The organism is Clostridium sp. CTA-7 (genome assembly GCF_054768095.1).
The window spans coordinates 51637-73434 of record NZ_BAAAAV010000010.1; the positions used below are offsets into that span (position 1 = coordinate 51637).

Here is a 21798-nt window from a genome sequence, read left to right on the forward strand (position 1 = left end):
GGAAGTTTAATTATTAATTATTAACATAACTTTTTTCTTAATACTGGAATTAGAAATTTTAATATAATTCTATCCGATTAAAATACTAAATGTTGACAAGAAACCTATTGTAAACGTATAATATTAATATAGAAAATTATAAACCGGTTTACTAAACTTAATTTCTTTAAATATTATAAGATAAGGTAGGTATTTTATGAAAAAGAGTAAAGAGTCAACAAAAAGATTAATTGCATTATCTTTAGCAGGAAGTGTAATTATTACTACAGCTTTAGGTACAACTGTAAATGCAGTAACAAATCAAGTTAACACAAGTAGTATCGTTGTCAATGCTAATGGAGATATAGACAAGTTAATAGAATCTCTTAGACTAAAATGGAAAGAAGATTTAACTGGAGGGGCATCAATTGATGTAACCAATCCAACTATAGCAAAAAAAATAGAGGGATATGCAAAACAAGCTAAGACATATTCAGAATCTATGAATTTAGATGAAACTAAAAATTATTTATGGGCAGACTTACAAGATTATAAAGCTAACCCTGCAAGAATAACATCAATGTTTAATAACATTGTATCTATGACTATGGCTTATAGCTTACCTAATAATACTTACTACAAAAATGAAGACTTAAAAAACAAAATAATTTATGCATTAGAGTGGATAAATAAGAATGCTTATAATGAGAGCATAGAGCAATATGGTAACTGGTGGGATTGGATGATTGGAATACCAGCTAGATTAAACAATGTTGTTATATTAATGTATGATGACTTAACTCAAGAACAAGTAACAAAATATATGAATGCAATACAAAAATTCTTACCAAGTATTGAGCCAGGAAGTAAATATCATACAGGAGCTAATTTAGCAGATGTATGTGTAAATAAGCTACTTCAAGGTGTTAACTTAAAAGATCCTGATAAAATAAAAGAAGCATCAGAAGATATAGGGGATGTCTTTAAGTATGTAACTAGTGGAGATGGTTTCTATCCAGATGGATCTTATGTTCAACATGGAATAGTTGCTTATACTGGATCATATGGAAATGTGCTTATAGATAAAATTTCTAATATAATGTTCTTATTAGAAGGAACTCCATGGGAACTTAGTTCAGATTACAAAAATAATGCATACAATTGGATATTTGAGAGCTTTGATCCTGTAATATATAAAGGATATGTTATGGACATGGTTAGAGGAAGATCTATATCTAGGTTCGATGGAAACGGATACATGCAGGCGGCGGGTATAATAGAGGGAATGCTTAAAATATCTCTGATTTCAGATGAAGCTACAGCTAGTAAAATACAAGCATTAGTAAAGCAATGGTCTACAGAAGCAAGTAGTGTAATAGACTTTGGAACAAAGTTTAAATCAATAAATGTAACAAACAAGTTCTATGCAATTATGAAAGACCAAACTATTTCTACAGCGGAGCAAGGAGATGCACATTATGCCTTAAATATGATGGATAAAACTATTCATGAAAGACAAGATTATGGACTAGCTATTGCAAGAAGCTCAAATAGAATAAGTAAATATGAATTCATGAATAAAGAAAACTTAAAGCCTTGGTTCCAAGGAGATGGTATGCTTTATCTTCATAATAGTGATTTAACTCAATTCTCAGATGATTTCTGGCCAACGATAGATCCATATAGAATGCCAGGAACAACTATAGATAAGAGATTAAGAAGTGATAAAGATATTCTTCCAGGAGTAGATCCAGGTTCTCCACTACAAGATGAAGTTTACTATGAATTAGGAAACAGTAACTGGTCTGGTGGAACTAAGCTAGGGGTATATGGTGCTGCAGGAATGCAAATAGACAACAAGTATGACTCTTTAAAGGCAAATAAATCATGGTTTATGTTTGATAATGAAATTGTTGCTTTAGGTTCAGGTATCACTAATCCAGAAGATTTTAGCACAGAAACAATAATTGAAAATAGAAAGATAAGAAAAGATGGTTCAAATAAATTTATTGTTGATGGAGCTGAAAAGGTACGAGCTTTAGGAGATAAAGATAGTGCTAATGAAGCTAAGTGGGCTTATTTAGAAGGAAATGTAGAGGGAGCAAATATAGGATACTATTTTCCAAATGGAGCTAACATTAATCTATTAAGAGAAAATAGAGAAGGAAATTGGTTTGATATAAATGCTTCTAAACCAGCAGGAAATAAAATTATTACAAACAACTATTTAACTATGTATATAGATCATGGAAAAAATATAAAGGATCAATCATATAGCTATGTATTATTACCAAATAAATCTTCACAACAAGTAGCAGAATATGCTAATAATCCAAATATTGAAATTGTAAGAAATGATGAAATAGCTCATGGAGTTAAACACACAACTTTAAATATGGAAGGAGCTAACTTCTGGGTAGATGGAAAAAATACGTCAGGAAGTATAACATCATTAGGAAAAGCATCAGTTATGATAAAGAAAAATGTCGATAATACATTAACAATATCTGTTTCTGATCCTACTTTCCAAGGACAAAATATATCAATAGAAGTTGCGAAATCAGCAACTAAATTAGTAAAAGCAGATGATCAAATCTCAAATGTGAACTTAAAAGATGGAAAGATAGCCTTTGATGTAAATACTTCAAATGCTATGGGAGCAAGCTTTGAATTAGTAGTTGAGTTAGGTAATGCAGAAGTTACAAATGAAGCTCCAGTAATTAATGGTGAAGATATAAAATTATATGTTGGAGATAAGTGGGATAAAGATCTTCATAAATTAGTTGCATCAGATAAAGAAGATGGAGATTTAACTAACAATATAAATATAAAATCTAACAATATTAAATTAGACTCTAATTCTGTTGTTACTGAAAAGGGAGAATACAGTGTAGTATTTGAAGTTTCTGATAGTAAGGGTGTTAAAACAGAGAAAGAGTTTAAGGTAGTAGTAGAAGAGAAAGCAACAACTTCTAATGATAAAAATTCTAATGACAAAGAATCTATCAGTAAAGATAAGTTACCTAATACAGGAGCTGTAGTAGGAGGCACTGCTTTAGCTGGAATAGGTGGAGCATTAAGCTTATTAGGATTAAAAATGTTTAGAAGAAAGAAAAATTAATTATTAGTTTTATAGAAAAGTACAAACTAAGTATTTTATACTATACTTAGTTTGCTTTTTTATTTAATAAAATATTGTTTTTATATATTGACATTAACGCAACGTAATCCTTTATTATAAAATTGTCAGGAGGTAATGCTATGGAATATACAATTAAAAAGCTAGCTGAATTGGCAGGAACAAGTTTAAGAACACTTAGATATTATGATGAAATAGGGTTATTAAAGCCTTGTAGAATTAACTCTTCTGGATATCGTATTTATGGAGAAAAAGAAGTAGATTTATTACAACAAATATTACTTTATAGATCAATGGATATGAAATTAGAAGATATACAAAATATAATCTCTAAGCCTAATTTTGATATCTGCCAATCTTTAATTGAGCATCATCAAAGACTTATTTCTAGGAGAAATCAACTTGATCAATTGATTTTAACTGTTGAAAAAACATTGGAGCATAATAAAGGAGAGAGGGAAATGTCAAATAAAGAGAAGTTTGAAGGATTTAAAAAAGAAAAAATATCAGAAAATGAAGCTAAATACGGAAAAGAGATTAGAGAAAAGTATGGTAATGAAACTGTTGAAGCATCTAATAAAAAGTTTATGAATATGAGTGAAGATGACTTTAATAAAATGCAAAATACTGAAAATGAAATGTTTGAAGCTTTAGCAGAAGTTATAAGAACAAGGGATTTAGAATCAGAAAAAGCAAAAAGTGTTTATGAAAAGCATAAAGCTTGGTTAAGTTTCTCGTGGCGAAGTTACTTAGCAGAAGCTCATATAGGATTAGCAGAAATGTACGTTGTAGATGAAAGATTTGCTAAGTATTACAATGATAGATTAGGACTAGAAACAGCTACAACACTAAGAGATATTGTTGTTAAATATGCAAAATAAAAAGTTTAAATATAATTTTGGATTATTAAAAGACTATAGATTTTAAGATGGAGCCTATATGATGGACACTTGTAGAAAGAGTCTATCCATATATGAATATAGAACTTAAAGCCGTAACTCTAGCAAGAGGTACGGCTTATTAACTTATAGATATTTTTAAACATAACGGTATCTTTTCAAACCTAATATGTTTAGCGTTGTAAAAATAACTGAAAATATTAATAAAATGAATAAGTCAAATTGTATTTGACTAAAGTTATTACCCATAATTATAACCTTTTTTAATGCATCGCTTGCATAGTATAGAGGCATTAATTTAGCGATACCTTGAATCCAATTAGCCATTGATTCTAACGGAATAATACCTGAAAATAATATTTGAGGTAATACTATAATTGGAATGAACTGTATCATCTGAAATTCTGAATTTGCAAATGTTGAAAGAAATATTCCTAAGGACAAGGCAACGAAGGCCAACATAATGTTAGTTAATAATAAAAGGGATATGCTTCCGACTATTTCGATTTTTAATACATAAATTGAAAATAAAACTACTATGAAGGTTTGAATAACAGCAAATATTCCATATCCAATTAGATAACCAAATACTAAATGACTTCTTTTAATTGGTGTAGCTAATAACTTGTTTAATGTTCCGCTAGTCCTCTCTTTTAATAATGATATTCCTGAAATCAAAAATACAAAGAAAAAAACAAAGAAGCCAATGAGTATTGGTGTTATACTATCAAATATATTAGTATCCTCACTCCCATATATATAATGACGTTCTATTTCATTCGGAATAGTACTAAATGACTCATTTGGGATCATGTTATTGTTTATATTTTGATTAATAAATTGACTTTGAAAATTAATAATTTCTTGTTGTTTTTTAGTAATATCAAGGAGATTTTCAAGTTGAATTTTAGTGATAGATGATTGAATAATAGCACCTATTTGTTTAGTTTTAGTTGGATCGCTATTTTCGTAAGTAATATATAGCTTATCATTATTTGTAGAAATAAATGCATTTAACTTATTTTCTTTTATTTTATTAAATATATCATTATTATCACTAAAGTCATATATATCTATATCATTCTCTTTAAGATTATCTATGATGTTAGTATTTATATTATAAGCACCAATTTTTATGTTGGATGTACTAGTTGTATTAAATAGTAAGTTCATTAAAGTCAAAATTATTAAAGGTGCTATCATCATTAAGGCTAAGGTACGTTTATCATGAACCATTTGCAAAAGAATCCTTTTAACTAAGGCTATTATTCTCATAAATTTCACCTCCTGATAGCAGAAATACGTCTTCAATTGTTGAAACCTTAAATTCTTCTTTTAAGCTTAAGGGAGAACCACTTGCAATTATCTTTCCATCTCTAATTAATTTAAGATGATCGCATTTTTCGGCTTCATCCATTACATGGGTAGTAACAATTATTGATTTTCCTTCATTTTTTAGATTAACGAGCTCTTTCCATATACTTATACGTAGTACAGGATCTATACCTACAGTGGGTTCATCTAAAATTAACAAATTGGGGTTTTGAATCAAGGCTAGTGCTAGAGAAAGGCGTCTCTTCATGCCTCCAGAATAATTTTTCACTTTTTTATTAAGTTCATTTTCCAAGCCAACTAATTTTGATAAGTAGTCTATCCTATCAATTATTTCATTTTTACTAAGAGAAAATAAATTAGCAAAGAAAATAAGGTTATCTCTTGCAGATAAGTCCTCATATAATGCATCACTTTGAGCCATGTACCCTACATTTTGTAGAATTTTTCTATTAGGAATTTCAGTGTTAAAAACAGTTACAGTACCATTATCAGGCTTTTCCATTCCTATAATAGTTTTTACTAATGTAGTTTTTCCAGAGCCAGATGGACCGATAAGACCGATTATTTGTCCTTTTTCTATATTTAAGCTAATATCAGTTAAAACTTTATGTTTTCCAAAGGATTTTGATATATTCTTTAATTCAAGGATGGACATTCTATTACACCTCTTTATCTTTTATAAGTTACTAATATAATTATATCACCGTATATTAAACTTTAAGAGGGGATATATTTTCTTTAATTAATTTCATAAAAGTATCTGGAGTAACAATTTTTACTTTAGGATTATCATTTAATTTATTAACTACATATTCAACGTTGTCCATAGTTTTACTCCATACATGAACATAAACAAAAGTATATGAATTTGGATTTGTAATATCTGTATAACCTGACTCAATTCTAGAATTAATATTTTTAATTAGTTCTTCTTCATTCTCTAGACCATTCCAGAGTAAGTCGCGACAAGATACGATAGGCTTATTATTCGTCCAAATTATTTCACCATCATATTCATTATTTTTTTTGTAGTTAAGGTAAAATAGCCCATTTATATTAGAGCAATCAGTATATTTATCCCATAACTCTTTTTTATAAAAAGCATCATCATCAAGGATTAGAACATAGTTTTGATCTACTTTTTTCATATATTCATTCAGTCTTTTTGTGTAATTATCTAGTTTATTTATAGGAAATTTACTAGGATATATATAACCATTTCCAGAGGGAGAAACTAAATAGTTATCAGCATATTGAGGAGAGCTAGCACTTTTATAGTAGTAATTAAAAACTGTAGGAGCTAAATAATATAGAGATGGGCTTATAGACCAACCTAAATTAAAGGTTCCTCTATAAGGAGAACCATACCAATTTTTAGAACTATAGTTACTGCCTAAAAACCATTGCTGATTATCACCATCAGACATAATAAAGGTTACATAATGAACGTTATCATCATTAGTAAATTCATTATTAGAATTTTGAGTTTGTACAATAGTTGGATATGAACTTAATACAGATAGATTATAAGACCAATCAGCAGCAATCATATCTACTCCACACCTAGAAGCTATACTTACATTAGTATGCTCATCAGGTCCCCAACCTAAACAACGAGAAGTATCATCCATAGAATTAAAAATTTTTTCTCTTAGAGAGGTATCATTTATATCATCTTCATAAAAGATTAGTGACTTTGACATGATGGCATAATCTCTTAAAGCCATGGTTTTTTCAGGTGATAATTCTATAACAGTAGAATGATTTAATCCTGAATTCCAAAGGTTATTATATGCCCAATATTTATCTGTATTTCTACAGTCTTCAATTAAATTAGTTATTCCATAACTTTTAACCTTAGATTCTAAAGATTCATCAATAACTAGTGAATCTTTTAATGAAGCAAGAGAGCAAGCGTTATTTATAGATGGCAAATTAGAGTTACTATATAATATATATCCATTTATATAAGATTTGAATTTACTTAATAATACCCAAGGATCTTTTACAGTTTTATATTTAACATTGTAATTACTATTTAAATCTTGGAGCCAGACTTTATAGTCTGGCTCCATTGAAGTAAGAATATAAATTTGTTGATCTGATTTATTTGAAACAATTCCTTGAAGAGCAGAAATCATAGTCTGCTCTTCTTTACTCATGTAATTTTCTGATATTACATATAGACACTTAGGAATTATAGAGTTTTTGATATATAAATCATTAGAAGTGGAGATATCATTTTTAAAACTTTGAGAAGAGGTTTCATAGCCTCCACTTTTATATTTATTATAAAAATCATTTAAAAATCTAAAGTGCTCTCCATTATAAAAGTCTTGTGCAGATTTCTCACTCATGTTTGATAAAAGCACTTGACGTGTAATAATATCATTTAAGCTTACTTCATTATAGTTTTTCATAATGTCATACATTATCATAAATGTAGTAGTTCTGCCTATACCAGCTTTGCAATGAAAATGAAGCCAGCTATTAGCAGGCTGATTTTTAACAACATCTATAAAGTACTTTACCATGTCATCTGTAGGTAACTGACCATCTGTTACAGGAATACGAATATAGGATAAGCCATTATTTTTAGCAAGAGTCTCTTCATTTTCAACTACTTTAGGGATTATTGATTTATTAGTATTATATAAAGTTATAGGTTCATTAAGTGGTATAGAATCTAATTTTTTGTTTTCATCAAGGATAACTTCATCTTTACTTAAACCGGCATTTGCATTATTTTTTGAATTCTTCCAACTAACTGGTATACCATTTATAAAACCATGAGATTCTTGCCTTAAATCAATATCTATTATAGAAAAACCATTAGGTATAGATTCTTTTATTAAAGAAAGGCCAGTTTCAGAAAATTGATTGCTACCCGAAATATTTAGCTTATCTAGACCCTGCAAATTTACCTTTTGATTTTTACTAAGGGTTATTTTATCAGTAGTTTTACGAAAATGAGATGATAACTTGTTAACTTTACCAGAATCTTGTACAAGATTTACATCTGAAATAGCCTTTGGGCAAGATACTATGAGAATACAGGAGAGAAAAATAGTTAAAAATATAAGAGAATAAAATTTAGCTGGTTTTTTCATAATTTATACCTCACAGAGAATTATTTAAATTTCTCGGGAAATTGTTTGATTATACCATTGGAAATAACATCAGCAAACTTAATCATATGCTCTTGTCCTTTATCATATGCTTCTATGTCAGCTTTCCAATCTTTATTTAATCTAGCAACAGCTTGAGCTGTAACAAATTCTAGGTGTTTGTGTAACATATCCTTTAGCATTTTATTAGAGTACTTAGGATTAGCAGAACTTAAAAAATCAGCCATTTTATCAGCATTTTCATACCACAATTTATTATATTTTTCTAGGTCTTCTTTATTTCCACTTTTAGCTGCATCAACAACTTGACCTGCAAGTGATATATGTTCTCTTAATAACTTAGCAAGGTTATTCCCAGCTTCTTCTCCATAATAAGGTTTAATTGAGTTTCCAATGTCATCTTGATTTTTTAGAAGTCTTTGTAATACAGCATCCTTATCTTCAAGAGAAGCTATATCACTTACAATAAAGTTTCTCGTCCATAAAACATGTTCAATCCAAAGCTGTCTTTCTTTCATAATTAAATCACAGGCAGATTTATTAGCAGCATCTCCTTTGCAACAATTATCACCAATAGCTTGAACCTTAATAGGCATTAAAACTAAAGTAAATAAAAATAATGTTAATAAAGAATTTTTTAAAATTTTATTCATTAGTATATACTCCTTTTACAATTAGAATTTCATTTTATTTTGTTCAAATAGATAGATATATATACTAAAAATTAAACATTTATGCTTTATTTTGCTTATGGTAATTTATGCATTATAAAGATATAAATATTGATTAAGTAAAGCAATAATATAATCAATTGAAGTTGAGGTTAATTATGTAATTTGATAAGATTATAGTATAAAGCTTAAAGGAGAGAAGAGTATTATGAGATTAATTATAAATGCTGATGATTTTGGGTTAAGTAGAGGAGTAAATTATGGTATAATTGATGCCCACAAAAATGGAGTAATTAAAAGTACTTCTATTATGGCTGGAATGCCAGGTTTTGACCATGCAGTTGAGCTTTTAAAAGACTGTCCGGAACTTGGATGTGGAGTACATTTAACATTATCTGCATATAAGCCAGTTTTAAAAACACATAAAACTATTGTAGATGAGAATGGGTATTTTTACAAAAGAATATATAATAAAAAAGTAGAAGATTTCGATCTTAATGAGATATATAATGAGTTTTGTGCGCAAATTGAAAAAGTTAAAGCATGTGGAATTAAAATAACTCACTTAGATTCACATCATCATATACATATGTCAGAATTTTTAAAGCCTGTAATAGAAAAAATATTAGAAAAGTATAGCTTTCCTATAAGAGGTGGACTGAGATATGATTTAAATTACAATAAAATAGTACCTTACGAAGGTATATTTTATGATAATACAGTTTCTGTTGATGCCTTTAAAAGTTTAAAAGGTAAAGTAGGGGAATATGAAATATTAGAAACAATGAGTCATCCAGCTTATATTGATAGCTTTATAATGGAGACAAGCTCCTATAATTTAAAGCGAGTAGAGGAATTAAAAATACTTACATCTAAAGAACTTAAAAATTTTTTTGAGGAAAATAAAATAGAAATCTGTAATTATAGAGATATATTTTAAGAATAAAATAATTAATAATAAAACCGTATCATTTATTTTGATGCGGTTTTTTGTATTAAAAAATAGATTATATTTTTATATAAAGTAGATACTATATTTAAATTAAAGAATAGAATAATATAGGATATAAAAACGTGAAAAAAATTTTATAAAAAATAGTTGAATAAAAATTATTTTCATGATAGTATGTAAATGTATTCAGATAAAATTTTTTTTATCAAAGAGAAGCTATAAAAATTATTTTCAAATTAAGGGGGTACTAAAATGTTTAAACAACTACAAAAGATTGGTAAATCCTTTATGTTACCAATTGCTATATTACCAGCAGCTGGGTTACTGCTTGGTATAGGAGGAGCTCTATCAAATCCTAATACTGTACAAGCTTATCCATTTTTAAATATTTCTTGGTTACAAGGAATTTTTTCGATTATGTCATCTGCAGGAGAAGTAGTATTTGCAAATTTAGCACTTATTATGTGTATAGGACTTTCTGTAGGACTTGCTAAAAAAGATAAGGGTACTGCAGGTTTGGCTGGTGCAGTATCATTCTTAGTTATGAATGCTTCAATAAAAGGCATGATAACTGCATTTAATCCAGCAGTTAAGTCAATAGATACTGGTGTTGTTGGAGCTATAGTAATTGGATTAACGGTATCATATCTTCATAATAAATATGGAAATATTCAATTACCAGCTGTTTTAGGATTCTTTGGTGGATCAAGATTTGTTCCAATAGTTTCTTCATTCTCAGCAATTTTTATTGGAGCTATATTCTTTTTAATATGGCCAACGTTCCAAGGGTGGTTAGTTTCAGCAGGTAATGCAATAGCTGGACTAGGAGCAATAGGAACTTTCTTATATGGATTCTTATTAAGATTAACTGGAGCAGTGGGATTACATCATATGATTTATCCATTATTCTGGTACACAGAGCTAGGTGGAGTTGCAACTGTTGCTGGTCAAACTGTTACAGGAGCTCAAAATATATTCTTTGCAGAATTAGCTGATCCAAATCATGTTGGATTATTTACAGAGGGTACAAGATTCTTTGCAGGACGTTTTGCTACAATGATGTTTGGATTACCAGCAGCATGTTTAGCTATGTATCATTGTGTACCTAAAGAAAAGAGAAAATTAGTTGGTGGATTATTCTTAGGAGCAGCAATAACATCATTTATTACTGGTATTACTGAGCCAATTGAATTTATGTTCTTATTTGTTGCACCTTGGTTATATGTAGTTCATGCTGTATTTGATGGATTATCATTCTTTATAGCAGATATATTAAATATATCAATAGGTAATACTTTTTCAGGTGGATTAATAGACTTTACTTTATTTGGTGTACTTCAAGGAAATGCTAAAACAAATTGGATATTAGTATTAGCAGTAGGAGCAATTTGGGCAGCTTTATATTACTTTACATTTAGATTCTTAATAACTAAATTTAATGTTATGACTCCTGGTAGAGAACCAGAAGGTGAAGAAGTTAAAGTTGTTACAAAAGATAGCATGAATGAAACTGCAGTTCAAGTTTTAGAAGCCTTAGGTGGAAAAGATAATCTAGATGATGTAGATGCATGCATAACAAGATTAAGAGTTGCTGTTAAAGATGTAAGCAAAGTTGATAAGGTTAAAATTAAAGCTTTAGGTGCTACAGCTGTATTAGAAGTTAAAGGCGGCGTGCAAGCCATATTTGGAGCAAAAGCTGATCCATTAAAACAAAAAATAAATGAAATTATAGGGAGAGAGTAATAAGGGTGAAAATAATAAACAGAGGATTAATCGTATCATGTCAAGCACTAGAAAATGAACCACTACACAGCTCTTATATAATGAGTAGAATGGCTGTAGCAGCTAAAGAAGGTGGAGCTATAGGAATAAGAGCTAATAGTGTTGATGATATTATTGCAATAAAAAAAGAAGTTGATTTACCTATAATAGGAATAGTAAAAATAGACTATCCAAATATGAAGTCATATATAACCCCAACTATGAAGGAAGTAGATGAACTTGTTGAAGCAGGAGCAGATATAATAGCTTTAGATGCCACAATAGATCAAGATGAGGAATTTTTAAAGAGTATATTTAAAAAATATCCTACACAAAAGTTTATGGCAGATATATCTACAATAGAAGAGGGGTTAAGAGCTGATAAATTAGGGTTCCATTATGTTGGAACAACTTTAATAGGATATACAGAGCATTCTAAGGGAATGAATAATTTTGAGGTTTTGGAAGCTTTAATAAAGAATTGCAAAGCAAAAGTAATTGCTGAAGGAAACTTTGATACTCCAGAAAAGGCTAGAATGGCTTTAGAAAAAGGAGCATATGCTGTTGTTGTTGGAAGTGCAATAACTAGGCCTCAATTGATAACTAAGAAATTTAATGATGAGGTTCTAAAAGTATTATAACACTTTTAAGAGGTAGGGATTTAAATCCCTACCTCTTTTATTTCAATGAGTTTAATGCTATTCTATTATATGTAAATTAATAGTTATATTAAATTTATAGAGCATATATGGAGGATATTAAGTGGATATTTTATGTGAAATACAAAGAAAATATAATGACTTTTCTGATAAAGAGAAATCTATAGCAGATTATATTATGCAATATGGAGATGAAATAAAAAATATAAATATTACTGATTTAGCAAAGGAAATAGGTACATCAGGAGCCACAATAACAAGATTTGCTAAAAAAATTGGTTGCGATAGCTTTGTAGATATGAAAATAAAACTCGGATCAAATAAAGTAGAAGCTCATGTAAATGATGAAGATGGTATATTTTCATATGCTTATCAATATTATAATGAAGTTATAGAAAGAACTAAAATGTTAATTGATAAAGAGTCTATATTCAAAATTGTTAATGAAATAAAAAAAGCAAGAAATATATACATATATGGTGTTGGAAGCTCTGGATTAACTGGAGAAGAAATGATGCAAAGGCTATTAAGAATGGGGTTTAATGTTCATTGCATTTCAGATTCCCATATGATGATAATTAATAGTTCAATTGTATCAGAGCATGATTTAGTTATAGGGATTTCTATATCAGGAGAAACTGAAGAAGTTATACACGCATTAAAAATATCAAGGGAGAATGGAGCTAAAATAGTTTCAATAACAAGTTTTGAAGGAAGCTCTATAAGCAAATATTCAGATATAAAGTTTATAGTATATAATCCTAATTTTGTTGATAGAAGAAGGTTTATAAATACTCAATTTTCAGCAATGTATCTTCTTGATTTAATATCTATGGTTTTATTAAATGATGCTAATTTAAGTAATAAAATGCAAACAACTATTAATGCTATTATTAATAATAATTAATAGATAACATTATAATAATATGTTAAGAATATTTTCTTGTACAAATAGAATTAGTACATAATTTACTGTAAAAGTTTCATATGTATATTTAAGATAATAAACTTGATATTGATGGCCTTTTAATAGATATTACACATAAATAAGTATGGTATATGATATAATTATAGATGTATTCTAATAAATTATGAAATGAGGAATATATCTATGATTGAAGCTTCTCAGCTAGACTTTTCTAATATAAGTAAGGAACTTTTAGAGATTACTTTCGATGGGGTTGTCATGGTTGACAAGAAAGGTATTATAATTTATATAAGCAAAAGATATTGTGAGTTTTTATCTATAGATTTAAAAAACGCGTTAGGTAAACATGTTTCAGATGTAATAGAAAACACAAGGATGCATATAGTAGTTAACAATGGGAAAGCGGAACTCGCTAAGCTTCAAAGGATAAAAGAAAATTACATGGTAGCAAATAGAATTCCTATTATCGAGAGTGGAGAGGTAATTGGAGCAATAGGAACTGTTATGTTTAAAAATATAGAGGATATTAATACTCTTCATAAAAAATTGAACAGTATGAAAAGAGAGCTAGATAAATATAAAGGAAGATTAAGGCAAGAAAATAGTACAAAATACTCTTTCGATGACATAAAGGGAAAAAGCAAATCCATAGAGATGTGTAAGATATTTGCCAATAAAGCAGCATGCACAGATTCAAGTGTATTATTAATAGGGGAAAGTGGTACTGGGAAGGAACTTTTTGCACATGCAATTCATAGAAGTTCTAATAGATGTCATGCTCCTTTTGTAAAGGTTAACTGTGCAGCCATTCCAAGTGAGTTATTAGAATCAGAGCTTTTTGGATATGAGGGAGGAGCTTTTACCGGAGCAAAAAGAGAAGGGAAAATGGGGAAGTTTGAGTTGGCAAATGGAGGTACTATATTTTTAGATGAAATTGGGGATATGCCTCTTTATATGCAAGCAAAACTTCTTAGAGTAATTCAAGAGAAAGAAGTTGAACGTATAGGAGCAAATAAATTTATAAAATTAGATTTAAGAATAGTTGCTGCCACAAATAAAGAGTTAGAGTCAATGGTCAAAAACAGAAGCTTCAGAGGTGATTTATACTATCGATTAAATGTTATGAAGATAGAGATACCTCCTTTAAGAGAGAGGAATGGAGATGTAGAACTTCTTTCAAAATATTTTATTGATAAGTTATCTAAGCAATGTGGGAAGAATGTAAGAGGAGTTTCAACAAGCGCAATAAGGTCATTGAATCAATATGAATGGCATGGAAATATAAGAGAGCTTAGAAATGTAATCGAAAGGGCTATAAACCTAGTAGATTATGGAGAAATAATAGAAAAACAACATTTACCAAATGAAATAGAAGAGTGCTCTTATAAAGAAGAAATTAAGCCTCTTTTAAAAACAATAGAAGAAGCAGAAGTATATGCCTTAAAAGATGCTTTAATTTTTAGTAAAGGAAATAAATCTAAAGCAGCAAAACTACTAGGAATAAGTAGAGTTACTTTATATGAAAAACTTGAAAAATATAGTATTTTAATAAAATAATAATTTAGATAAGGTATGTATATATATAACAAAAAGTGTAGATAAACTCTACACTTTTTATTATATAAAAACTTAATGTAAGGTTTTATATACAATATTAATAAAGTTATAGGTAAACTTGTAAAGATAGGCTTACAAAAAAATATAGAAACTGTTGATGCTGTAAGTAAATGTTTACAAAAATGGATAAATCTTTTTGTGTGAGGTTATTTATAATAAAATATCATTTAGAAAATAAATAGCTTTATAGTAAATCTGCAAGTATGTATTATTAAAACATTGTGTTGTCATGAAGGTATATTTTTAAATTAACTTATGGCACAATAATTGCTTTTTAGTTATTAAGAAAGAGCTAAAGGGGGATTTAGAATGTGTAAAGTTATAAATGTAGAACAGTTGGGGGGATTGATCCCTAATAATGCAACCATGGCTATTGGAGGATTCATAGGTAGTGGTCATCCAGAAGAAATTAGTTCTTATATAGAAAAATATTACTTAGAGAAGGGAGCACCAAGAAATCTTACTTTAGTTTATGCAGCAGGACAAGGAGATTCTAAGAATAAGGGGTTAAATCATTTCGGACACGAAGGATTAGTGAAAAGAGTAATAGGAGGTCATTGGGGACTAGCACCGAAGCTTCAAAAGCTTGCTATTGACGACAAGATTGAGGCATATAACCTTCCTCAAGGGGTAGTAAGTCATCTATACAGAGATATTGCAGCAGGAAAGCCAGGAACAATAACAACTGTAGGGATAAAGACTTTTGTAGACCCTAGAGTTGATGGTGGAAAATTAAATGAGTTAACTAAGGAGGATATAGTATCTTTAATAAATATAGAGGGAAAGGAGTATTTGTTTTACAAAGCTTTTCCTATAAATATTAGTATCCTTAGAGGAACATATTCAGACGAAGATGGAAATATTTCTTTAGAAAAGGAAGCTGTAGTTTTAGACTCACTAGCTATGGCACAAGCTACAAAAAACTCTGGTGGAAAGGTAATAGTTCAAGTAAAAAAGGTTGTAAAGAAAGGATCAATACATCCGCATAAAGTTAAAATACCAGGAATATTAGTAGATTATATTATAGTAACAGAAAATCCAGAAAATCATATGCAAACTTTTGGAGAGGTATATAACGAAAGCTATACTGGAGAAGCTAGAATTCCTTTAGAAAAAATATCAAGTATGGAGTTAGATGAAAGAAAGATAATAGCTAGAAGAGCTGCTATGGAGCTTATACCAAATGCTGTAACCAATTTAGGAATAGGAATGCCAGAAGGGGTTTCAGTAGTGGCAAATGAAGAAGGCATGGGAGATATGATGAAGCTTACTGTTGAATCAGGACCTATAGGGGGAGTTCCAGTAGGAGGACTTAGCTTTGGAGCATCTATAAATCCAGAATGCATAGTAGAGCAAAGTGCTCAGTTTGATTTTTATGATGGTGGAGGATTAGATATAGCATTTTTAGGACTTGCTCAATGTGATGAGAAAGGAAATATAAATGTTAGTAAATTCGGACCTAAAATTGCTGGGTGTGGTGGATTTATAAATATAACTCAAAATGCTAAAAAGGTAGTTTATTGTGGAACATTTACTGCAGGAGGATTGAAGTTAGCTGTAGAGGATGGAAGACTAAATATATTAAGGGAAGGGAAAAATAAGAAATTTATAAAAAATGTTGAGCAAATAACATTTAGTGGAGAATATGCTTTAGAAAAAAATCAGCCAGTACTATATATAACAGAAAGGGCTGTGTTTGAGTTAAGAAAAGAGGGAGTAGTTATTACAGAAATAGCACCAGGTGTTGACTTGGAAAGAGATATTTTATCTCTTATGGATTTTTCACCTATAGTAGCTAAAGAAATAAAGATTATGGATGAGAGAATTTTTAAAGAAGAAAATATGGGAATTAGAATTTAAAAGGGGGAAAGTTATATGTTAGGGGTTATAGGTATTATATTATCATTAGCACTTCTTATGTATCTTGCTTATAAAGGAGTAAGCGTAATTATATTAACACCAATACTTGCACTTCTTGCTGTACTTTTAAGTGGAAGCTTTGGTTTATTACCTGTTTATACAGAAACTTATATGATGAGTTTAGCTAATTATGTTAAGCAGTATTTTCCTATATTCTTACTTGGAGCCATATTTGGTAAGGTTATGGACAATACTGGTGCTGCCAACTCAATATCTAATTCTGTAGCAAAATGGCTTGGAAAGGAGAAGGCGATTTTAGCTGTAGTGGTATCTTGTGCAATACTTACTTATGGTGGAGTATCACTATTTGTAGTAGCCTTTGCTGTTTATCCAATCGCAGTTTCTTTATATAGAGCAGCTGGTATTCCAAAGAGATTAATACCTGGGTCAATAGCACTTGGGTCATTTACTTTTACAATGACAGCACTTCCAGGTACCCCTCAAATACAAAATGCTATACCAATGCCGTTCTTTGGCACTAATACCTGGGCAGCTCCTATAATGGGAATAGTGGCATCTCTTGTAATGTTTGGTTGTGGAAGTTTATGGCTTATGTATAGAGCTAGAAAAGGAATGCAAAGTGGAGAAGGCTTCGGTAGTACTAAAGAAAAGGATGTTAAAATGCAAACTGAGAACTTACCTTCATTTGGAGTCTCTATATTACCAATAATATTAGTACTAGTTTTAAACTTTGTTCTCTCAAATTATGTTTTTGTAGAAGGAAGATTTGATTGGGCATGGCTAGAAGGTTTTAACACTACAATTGCTAAATCAGGCGGATCTTGGTCTTTGATAGTAGCGTTACTTATAGCTATTATTACGACATTGATTTTAAACTATAAACGAATAAATGATAAGCTTAAGATAGTGAACGAGGGTGCAGCAGGTTCGCTACCAGCTATATTAAATACTGCTACTGCTGTTGGATATGGAAATGTAATTTCTTCTCTTGCAGGCTTTGCAATAATAAAGAATGGACTTCTTGGAATATCATCTAATCCATTAATCACTGAAGGGATATCTGTATCAGTTTTAGCTGGTATTACAGGATCAGCCTCTGGAGGAATGAGTATTGCTTTAGGAGCTTTAGGGGATACTTTAACTAATATGGCAATGACATATGGTATAAGTCCTGAAGCACTTCATAGAGTTGCTACCGTAGCTTGCGGGGGACTAGATACTTTACCACATAATGGCGCAGTAATAACACTACTTACAGTTTGTGGACTTACACATAAAGATTCTTATCTAGATATATTTATGGTGTCAGTTGCTATACCAACCTTGGCATTAATAGTAAGTATAATATTAGGAACTATAGGTATAGTATAAAAGCACAAATTCTTAATTTTATGGAGCCATAGCGAATATTATAAAAGTATATAAAAGGTTGCCTTAATAAGGGCAGCCTTTTTATAATAATTTATATTAATATAGTAATTTTTTCTAATTAAAATTATAAGGCACAGTATTAGCTAAGTTGTAAATTGATTAGTCTTACCCATAATATATGCAAGCTTTATTATAGCTTTTTCTTCATCAGACATTTTTCTATTATACATTTTTTCAAATTGTTCAATTAATGCTTTATTGTCAACTTGACTGTTAGAAGTAATATTTCTTCTCTCAGAGGTGAAATTACAAATTTTGGGTGGTGTGCTATATTTATAAATACTTTTATAGACCTCTAAAGTATAGTAAGCATCATAATAGGCATCATGAAAATTATCTTCAAATTTTATATTTAGAAGTTCCACAGAAGTTTTCAATCCTATCTTTGATCCCTTTGGAATTTTAAAATAACTTGAGGCGTACATTTGCACATCAATATATCTTTTAGGTATTGACGATATAGGTAAATTATGAAATTTTGCATTTCTAATAAGTTCTTTTATATCAGTTTTTCCCCACACACAAAGTATTATTTCACTATCACTAATAAATTCTATAAAGTCATGATATACCTTAGGAAATGTCTCGCACAAAGCTAGTCTATCAGTAGTTATGTTAGTTAGGCTTTCTACGTAAGGGTGAACTGTATTGTGTACTGTAGGTTTTATCAACCTATTAAAATTATCTATTATATCAAAGTTTTCATCAAATTTTAGTGCTCCAATTTGAATTATTTCAAATGGTAGTTTTAATATATCTTTATTATTAGAACTATTTAAAGATTTTTGATTAAATTCTAAATCATATACTATATAGTTAATTATTTTCACCTACTTTTTTATAATATATAAAATTAGTATAACCTATTTATTTAATATGTATATAAAATAAAAGGACTTTAATAATACCTTAGTATATCTTTATATAAAATCAATAAAATTTAATGAAAATTTAGCATGAAAGTATAAGTGTATATAATAGTGTGTAATTTCTTATAATAAAAAATTTAGAAAATAATAATATAATATACAAAATTATGAAAAAGTACATATAAATATAGTTTAATTCAGAAAAAGTGATAAAATTTGAAATTTTATTTCAAAAACATAGACTTGTTAACGATATCAATGTATTATATAAGTGTATAATAGATGTATTAATTTAGAAATTCTTACAAAATTATTGAAAATAAATGTGAAATAGGGTGATACAAATGCTAAAAAGCTTATTAAGTTTAGGACTATATTTAATTTTATCTATAGGAATTGTAATCGTTCCAGTTAAATTAACACATTACCTTTGTAAAGTAAAAAAAATAAAAATAAATCGTTGGGTAATAGGGTGCGTAGGACCATTAATACTAATAATACCTAAACTACTATTTGCACAAATGCCTGATTTCATTTGGAAGATATTAATATTTATTTTTATTACTTCTGTAATTATGTTTTTTGAATTATCAAGGATGATGATAGAAAATAAAGAGATGAAGGGCTTAATAGATTACTCTAAATATATAAAACCTAATAAACGTAAAGTTAAATAGTAAAGTATGTAGACAAGGCGGTAAAAATGTTAAAGCATGAATTAGTTTATGAAGTTATAAAAGATGAATGTAGAAAACAATATGTTTTAGGAGAAATAAAAGGAATTGATGCTAAAACTGTAGCTACACAATTAAATATGCATAGATCAAATGTTGTGAAGCATTTTAAGAAGCTTATGGATATGAAGTTAATATATAAAAGAGAAGGAAGACCAGTATTATATTATGTAGACTTAAGCACTATAGAATACGAAGTTAGTAGTTTAAAAGATAAGGAAAGTATATACAATAATATAGATAAATTTCTTGAAATTAAAGCTGAAAACTTAATAACTAAGGGATTTGATGGAGAAGAAATACAAAGTAAAGTAACAAATGAATTAAAAACCTATATAAAAAATTATTTTAAGGTAATAGAAAGTAGAAATAGAATGAGAAAAATAGTAGACGAGTTAGTCAACGTTGAATATGTTATTGGAGTTGATGGAGGAGGAAGTAAAACAGAAGCAATAGCGTATGATCTTAGAGGAAATAAGATTGCAGAAGGAATAGCTGGTTTTGGAAACATTGTAGTTAATAAGGAAGAAGGACTTAAAAATATTGAAATATCGATACTTAAATGCTTAAAAAATTTAGATGAAAGCAAGTGTATTCATATTTATGCTGGCCTTGCAGGGGCTGATACTGGGAATAATAAGGAAGTAATAAAATCTTATATTCAAGAAAGATTTCCTATAAGTGTTACAGTTGTCAGTGATGCTGATCTTGCAATAAATGCTATGTTAAAGGGTAAGGATGGGATTTTAACTATATCAGGAACAGGATCAATAAGTTATGCAAAAAGAGGAAATGAAAACTTAAGAGTTGGAGGATGGGGAAATATACTTGGTGATGAAGGCAGTGGATATTTTATTGCAGTAGAAGCCTTAAAGAAAATAGTAAATGATAAGGATGATGGAAAAGAATTCAGTTATTTATCAAAAAAAATTTTAGAAGATATTAATGTAAAAGACATACCAAGCTTAGTAAAATTTGTTTACTCATCTAACAAAGGTGATATAGCAGCCTTAGTGCCAAACATAGTTAAAGCAGCTAAATTAGGAGATGAAGATGGGATTGAGATTCTGAAAAAGGCAGGATTTCATTTAGCTAGAAATACATATAAAGCGTATAAACTTCTTAACTTAGATAAAAAAGTTGATATAGCAATAAAGGGAAGTATTATTACAAAAATAGATTTTGTTAAAGAAAGCTTTATAAATGAACTTAATAATTTAATAAAGGATTATAACTTAGTTGATGAGGATGTTTCTTCGACTAAAGGGGCATATTATATGCACCTTAAAAGGCAATAAACAATGTTAAATAGCCCATTATATTATGAGGGTTAAGGTAAATATATATTATTTAAATTTTATAAAGCTAGATTAGGAGTGATTTAAAATGATTAGACAAAAACTTATTATAACAGGAAATATAGCTGATGGAGGAATAAGGTATTTTGCACAAATGAGTGCTTCTTCATTAAAGCTTACTGGACTATCTAAAAGGGGAGAAGCTGGAGCAATTCATATAGAAGTACAAGGAAAAGAAGATAGCATAGAAAAATTTATAGAAAAACTTAAAGTAGGAAACGGATTCTTTAAAGTTGAAAATATAGAGAGAGAAACACTAGATGTAATTTCAGATGAAAAAACATTTTTAATTAGATAAGTAATAAAAGTTTAATTATAAACTTAAATATAAATTTTAAGAAGAAAGGAGAGAAATTAACATTCTAATGGTTTGTTTAATTTGAAAATTTTCACACCGTTAGAATTTGTAAGATTATTAAACATATTTAAATTAAATAAAAATTATTATTTTAGGGGG

Annotated in this window: 17 protein-coding genes; 12 read left to right on the top strand and 5 right to left on the bottom strand. The window is 29.0% G+C overall.

Features of this window, described 5'->3' with window-relative positions:
- Positions 1–196 precede the first annotated feature (196 nt).
- Together ACYUEX_RS16450 and ACYUEX_RS16455 are read left to right on the top strand one after the other, a co-directional pair.
- Positions 197–3100 carry a polysaccharide lyase 8 family protein gene (locus ACYUEX_RS16450; protein ID WP_460289121.1) on the top strand — a complete coding sequence of 968 codons (2904 nt, stop codon included), beginning with the start codon at positions 197–199 and terminating at the stop codon, positions 3098–3100.
- A gap of 140 nt (positions 3101–3240) precedes the next feature.
- Positions 3241–3999 carry a MerR family transcriptional regulator gene (locus tag ACYUEX_RS16455; protein WP_460289122.1) on the top strand — a complete coding sequence of 253 codons (759 nt, stop codon included), beginning with the start codon at positions 3241–3243 and terminating at the stop codon, positions 3997–3999.
- Between the two features lie 156 nt (positions 4000–4155).
- On the opposite strand, the gene ACYUEX_RS16460 is transcribed toward ACYUEX_RS16455, so the two are convergent.
- The 4 genes from ACYUEX_RS16460 to ACYUEX_RS16475 are packed head-to-tail and all read right to left on the bottom strand — an operon-like array spanning position 4156 to position 9133.
- The gene (locus ACYUEX_RS16460; RefSeq protein ID WP_460289123.1) at positions 4156–5292 is read right to left on the bottom strand and encodes an ABC transporter permease; all 1137 of its coding nucleotides are present in this window, start codon (positions 5290–5292) and stop codon (positions 4156–4158) included.
- Complete coding sequence (locus tag ACYUEX_RS16465; protein ID WP_460289124.1) at positions 5270–6007, bottom strand: ABC transporter ATP-binding protein; 738 nt, start codon at positions 6005–6007, stop codon at positions 5270–5272. Before ACYUEX_RS16465 ends, ACYUEX_RS16460 begins: the two co-directional genes overlap by 23 nt.
- Before the next feature lie 55 nt (positions 6008–6062).
- Positions 6063–8462 (bottom strand): GxGYxYP domain-containing protein, encoded by a 2400-nt coding sequence (locus tag ACYUEX_RS16470; RefSeq protein ID WP_460289125.1) that lies wholly within the window; start codon positions 8460–8462, stop codon positions 6063–6065.
- A 20-nt stretch (positions 8463–8482) separates the two neighbouring features.
- The gene (locus tag ACYUEX_RS16475; protein ID WP_411169252.1) at positions 8483–9133 is read right to left on the bottom strand and encodes a glycosyltransferase; all 651 of its coding nucleotides are present in this window, start codon (positions 9131–9133) and stop codon (positions 8483–8485) included.
- Positions 9134–9359: 226 nt separating this feature from the next.
- On the opposite strand from ACYUEX_RS16475, the gene chbG reads away from it, so the two are divergent.
- The 7 genes from chbG to ACYUEX_RS16510 all read left to right on the top strand — a co-directional run bounded on the left by chbG (position 9360) and on the right by ACYUEX_RS16510 (position 18320).
- Positions 9360–10091, top strand: coding sequence for a chitin disaccharide deacetylase (chbG, locus tag ACYUEX_RS16480; protein WP_460289126.1), 732 nt, complete (start codon positions 9360–9362; stop codon positions 10089–10091).
- 264 nt (positions 10092–10355) lie between these two features.
- Positions 10356–11846: a PTS transporter subunit EIIC gene (locus tag ACYUEX_RS16485; protein ID WP_411169250.1), complete on the top strand. Its 1491-nt coding sequence runs from the start codon at positions 10356–10358 to the stop codon at positions 11844–11846.
- Between the two features lie 5 nt (positions 11847–11851).
- The gene (locus tag ACYUEX_RS16490) at positions 11852–12505 is read left to right on the top strand and encodes an N-acetylmannosamine-6-phosphate 2-epimerase (protein WP_460289127.1); all 654 of its coding nucleotides are present in this window, start codon (positions 11852–11854) and stop codon (positions 12503–12505) included.
- A 121-nt stretch (positions 12506–12626) separates the two neighbouring features.
- Positions 12627–13430, top strand: coding sequence for a MurR/RpiR family transcriptional regulator (locus ACYUEX_RS16495; RefSeq protein ID WP_460289129.1), 804 nt, complete (start codon positions 12627–12629; stop codon positions 13428–13430).
- Positions 13431–13634: 204 nt separating this feature from the next.
- Positions 13635–15008 (top strand): sigma-54 interaction domain-containing protein, encoded by a 1374-nt coding sequence (locus tag ACYUEX_RS16500; RefSeq protein WP_460289130.1) that lies wholly within the window; start codon positions 13635–13637, stop codon positions 15006–15008.
- A 369-nt stretch (positions 15009–15377) separates the two neighbouring features.
- A complete protein-coding gene (locus ACYUEX_RS16505; protein ID WP_460289131.1) occupies positions 15378–16928 on the top strand; it encodes an acyl CoA:acetate/3-ketoacid CoA transferase in 1551 nt (516 codons plus the stop codon).
- Between the two features lie 15 nt (positions 16929–16943).
- Entirely contained in the window at positions 16944–18320 is a 1377-nt protein-coding gene (locus ACYUEX_RS16510) for a GntP family permease (RefSeq protein ID WP_411169245.1), read from the top strand.
- A 143-nt stretch (positions 18321–18463) separates the two neighbouring features.
- Here ACYUEX_RS16510 and ACYUEX_RS16515 read toward each other — a convergent pair whose 3' ends face one another.
- Positions 18464–19210: a 3'-5' exonuclease gene (locus tag ACYUEX_RS16515; RefSeq protein WP_460289132.1), complete on the bottom strand. Its 747-nt coding sequence runs from the start codon at positions 19208–19210 to the stop codon at positions 18464–18466.
- 383 nt (positions 19211–19593) lie between these two features.
- Here ACYUEX_RS16515 and ACYUEX_RS16520 point away from each other — a divergent pair, with 383 nt between their 5' ends.
- The 3 genes from ACYUEX_RS16520 to ACYUEX_RS16530 all read left to right on the top strand — a co-directional run bounded on the left by ACYUEX_RS16520 (position 19594) and on the right by ACYUEX_RS16530 (position 21639).
- The gene (locus tag ACYUEX_RS16520; protein WP_460289133.1) at positions 19594–19926 is read left to right on the top strand and encodes a hypothetical protein; all 333 of its coding nucleotides are present in this window, start codon (positions 19594–19596) and stop codon (positions 19924–19926) included.
- Between the two features lie 26 nt (positions 19927–19952).
- Positions 19953–21281, top strand: a complete 1329-nt coding sequence (locus ACYUEX_RS16525) for an N-acetylglucosamine kinase (protein WP_460289134.1) — start codon at positions 19953–19955, stop codon at positions 21279–21281.
- 88 nt (positions 21282–21369) lie between these two features.
- Complete coding sequence (locus ACYUEX_RS16530; RefSeq protein ID WP_460289135.1) at positions 21370–21639, top strand: acylphosphatase; 270 nt, start codon at positions 21370–21372, stop codon at positions 21637–21639.
- Positions 21640–21798: the final 159 nt, after the last annotated feature.

Bases quoted from the DNA above. Each gene is read 5' to 3' on its own strand.
- ACYUEX_RS16520 (WP_460289133.1), top strand. From the start codon at position 19,594: ATGCTAAAAAGCTTATTAAGTTTAGGACTATATTTAATTTTATCTATA.
- ACYUEX_RS16465 (WP_460289124.1), bottom strand. From the start codon at position 6,007: ATGTCCATCCTTGAATTAAAGAATATATCAAAATCCTTTGGAAAACAT.
- ACYUEX_RS16450 (WP_460289121.1), top strand. From the start codon at position 197: ATGAAAAAGAGTAAAGAGTCAACAAAAAGATTAATTGCATTATCTTTA.
- ACYUEX_RS16455 (WP_460289122.1), top strand. From the start codon at position 3,241: ATGGAATATACAATTAAAAAGCTAGCTGAATTGGCAGGAACAAGTTTA.
- ACYUEX_RS16510 (WP_411169245.1), top strand. From the start codon at position 16,944: ATGTTAGGGGTTATAGGTATTATATTATCATTAGCACTTCTTATGTAT.
- ACYUEX_RS16485 (WP_411169250.1), top strand. From the start codon at position 10,356: ATGTTTAAACAACTACAAAAGATTGGTAAATCCTTTATGTTACCAATT.
- chbG (WP_460289126.1), top strand. From the start codon at position 9,360: ATGAGATTAATTATAAATGCTGATGATTTTGGGTTAAGTAGAGGAGTA.
- ACYUEX_RS16525 (WP_460289134.1), top strand. From the start codon at position 19,953: ATGTTAAAGCATGAATTAGTTTATGAAGTTATAAAAGATGAATGTAGA.
- ACYUEX_RS16530 (WP_460289135.1), top strand. From the start codon at position 21,370: ATGATTAGACAAAAACTTATTATAACAGGAAATATAGCTGATGGAGGA.
- ACYUEX_RS16505 (WP_460289131.1), top strand. From the start codon at position 15,378: ATGTGTAAAGTTATAAATGTAGAACAGTTGGGGGGATTGATCCCTAAT.
- ACYUEX_RS16470 (WP_460289125.1), bottom strand. From the start codon at position 8,462: ATGAAAAAACCAGCTAAATTTTATTCTCTTATATTTTTAACTATTTTT.
- ACYUEX_RS16475 (WP_411169252.1), bottom strand. From the start codon at position 9,133: ATGAATAAAATTTTAAAAAATTCTTTATTAACATTATTTTTATTTACT.
- ACYUEX_RS16500 (WP_460289130.1), top strand. From the start codon at position 13,635: ATGATTGAAGCTTCTCAGCTAGACTTTTCTAATATAAGTAAGGAACTT.
- ACYUEX_RS16460 (WP_460289123.1), bottom strand. From the start codon at position 5,292: ATGAGAATAATAGCCTTAGTTAAAAGGATTCTTTTGCAAATGGTTCAT.